At 38.6% G+C, this 1,626-nt stretch carries 3 protein-coding genes and 1 tRNA gene; 3 read left to right on the top strand and 1 reads right to left on the bottom strand.

What is annotated here, in order from left to right:
- Window positions 1-61: 61 nt before the first annotated feature.
- Entirely contained in the window at window positions 62-226 is a 165-nt protein-coding gene (locus AB1414_20530) for a hypothetical protein (protein ID MEW6609797.1), read from the bottom strand.
- A gap of 191 nt (window positions 227-417) precedes the next feature.
- On the opposite strand from AB1414_20530, the gene AB1414_20525 reads away from it, so the two are divergent.
- The 3 genes from AB1414_20525 to AB1414_20515 all read left to right on the top strand — a co-directional run.
- A tRNA-Cys gene (locus AB1414_20525) sits at window positions 418-491 on the top strand.
- Between the two features lie 83 nt (window positions 492-574).
- Entirely contained in the window at window positions 575-1,366 is a 792-nt protein-coding gene (locus AB1414_20520) for a 2-amino-3,7-dideoxy-D-threo-hept-6-ulosonate synthase (protein MEW6609796.1), read from the top strand.
- 121 nt (window positions 1,367-1,487) lie between these two features.
- The coding region (locus AB1414_20515; protein ID MEW6609795.1) for a PD-(D/E)XK nuclease family transposase at window positions 1,488-1,626 on the top strand (139 nt) is incomplete at its 3' end.

Here is a 1,626-nt window from a genome sequence, read left to right as displayed (position 1 = left end):
TGATTGTGGGAAACAACAAATTTCCATAAATTTCTATTAGTTTCTACTAATTTCAATTTTTTTAATAATATCCCCTTATCTCCTTTATCTCCATATCTCCTTTTCTTACACCACCTGAACGCTTACGAAATATTTTTGTTGGGGATGCTGCCAAATATACACTTACCGCCGGTGTGATAAGTAGTATCTTATCGGGAAAATTTGCATTTCTCTCAAGTTTAGTCATGGCAATATGCTGTGTAATACTTGGCGTGTTAGCGTATTATGTAATCCCAAAAGATATAGAGAGGTGAATAATATGGAGAATATGGAGCAGGTAGGGAATCTTCTTATTCTTCTTGGAATACCAATACTAGCGGGTATTGCTTCCCTGATTATGTTTAAAATTCAAGACAAAAAGAGATAGGTTAATTTCATGGCGGGGTGGCAGAGTGACTATGCAGCCGCTTGCAGGGCGGCGCACGGAGGTTTAAATCCTCCCCCCGCCTCCAGAATTGGTAATTAGTTACCAATTACCAGTTACCAATTACCAATTACCAGTTACCAGTTACCAATTTTCAAGGAGGTTTCAGTAATGATTGGAAAAAATATCAGATTAGAACGAATAATTAATCGTGACTCTAAACGTACGGTCATTATCCCTATGGACCATGGCGTAACGATGGGACCCATACCAGGATTAGAGAATATGCGTGAGGCTGTTGGTAAGATAGTGGAAGGTGGTGCTAATGCCGTCATTTTGCATAAAGGTATGGTAAATGCAGGCTACCGTGGTGGAGGCAAAGATATTGGCTTGATTATTCACCTTTCTGCCAGTACGGTTTTAGGTCCTGATTCAAGTGATAAGGTGCAGGTGTGTAGTGTCAAAGAGGCAATTCAATTAGGTGCTGATGCGGTTTCTGTCCATGTAAATTTAGGTGCGGCTAACGAAAGAGAAATGTTGACTATTTTAGGCAGGGTAGGGGAGGAAAGTCAGGAATTTGGTATGCCATTAATTGCGATGATGTATACACGCGGTAAAAAGATTGAAAATGAATTTGATGTTAAATATGTTAAACATACCGCCAGAGTTGGAGCTGAATTAGGTGCTGATATGGTTAAAGTTAATTATACTGGAAACCCACAAACCTTTGCAGAGGTGGTAGCCGGTTGCCCAGTGCCAGTGGTTATTGCTGGAGGGGAAAAGGTAGAAACAGAGGCTCAATTATTTGAAATGGTTGATGGTGCAATAAAAGGCGGCTCTGCAGGTGTATCAATCGGCAGAAATGCTTTCCAACATAGAGACCCGGTTAAAATCGTCCAGGCTATTAGTAAAATGGTGCACGAAAATTACTCTATTGCTCAAGCAATGAAAATATTAAAATAATCGGTAACTGTTCAGGTAATCCTTTACCGCAGAGACGCAGAGAAACAGAGAGAAAAATATCTTTTTTTGTAACTGTAACGGTTACAAATTACGAAACACGAATTCAAGGAGGAATAAAAATATGCAGTTTTTAGATGTAAAAACAGACTTTGCCTTTAAAAAGGTATTTGGAAGCAAACAATCAAAAGATATACTTATAAACTTTATAAACTCAGTGGTTAAATTCAAAGATGGAAGCATTATTGAAGATTTAACCATAG

It is taken from the genome of bacterium, from assembly GCA_040755795.1.
Taxonomy (GTDB): domain Bacteria; phylum UBA9089; class CG2-30-40-21; order CG2-30-40-21; family SBAY01; genus JBFLXS01.
This window is presented reverse-complemented; position numbering and strand designations above follow the sequence as displayed.

What these genes read in the sequence shown, in the direction of transcription:
- AB1414_20530 (MEW6609797.1), bottom strand. Translation starts at nt 226, where the DNA reads ATGACTAAACTTGAGAGAAATGCAAATTTTCCCGATAAGATACTACTT.
- AB1414_20520 (MEW6609796.1), top strand. Translation starts at nt 575, where the DNA reads ATGATTGGAAAAAATATCAGATTAGAACGAATAATTAATCGTGACTCT.